We start from the raw sequence: 416 nt of genomic DNA, 5'->3' as shown, positions 1-416 counted from the left end.
GATGCAGGCCGTCCTCGAGCTGCATGCCGGGCTGGCCGGCGACGCCATCGAGAAAGAACGGGTAGAGCGCGACGTCGTATTTCTTCGCCAGGTCCGGGAAAATGGCGTCGAAGGCGCTCTGGTAGTCGGGACCGAGATTGGGTGCGGCGCGCATGCCGGCCAGAAGCACGGCAATCTTGCGCTGCTTCAGCTTGCTCAGCATCTCGTCGAGGTTCTTTTTGGTGATGTCGGGCGAGACGCCGCGCAGCATGTCGTTGGCGCCGAGTTCGAGGATGACCAGCTGCGTGCCGTCCGGCACCGACCAGTCAAGCCGCGCCAGGCCGCCGCTCGTCGTGTCGCCGGAGACGCCGGCATTGGCGACGGTCACGTCGTGGCCTTTGGCGCCAAGCGCTGCCTGCAGCCTGTCGGTAAAGCCC

1 protein-coding gene is annotated in these 416 nt (G+C 66.1%); it reads right to left on the bottom strand.

The features are described from left to right. Window positions 1-416: arylesterase (locus EOD07_RS36935; protein ID WP_164772986.1), on the bottom strand; the 416-nt coding region annotated here is incomplete at both ends.

The sequence above is a fragment of the Mesorhizobium sp. M2C.T.Ca.TU.002.02.1.1 genome, assembly GCF_003997225.1.
Note: the sequence above shows the minus strand (reverse complement) of the source record. Positions and strands in the feature narration are given on the sequence as shown.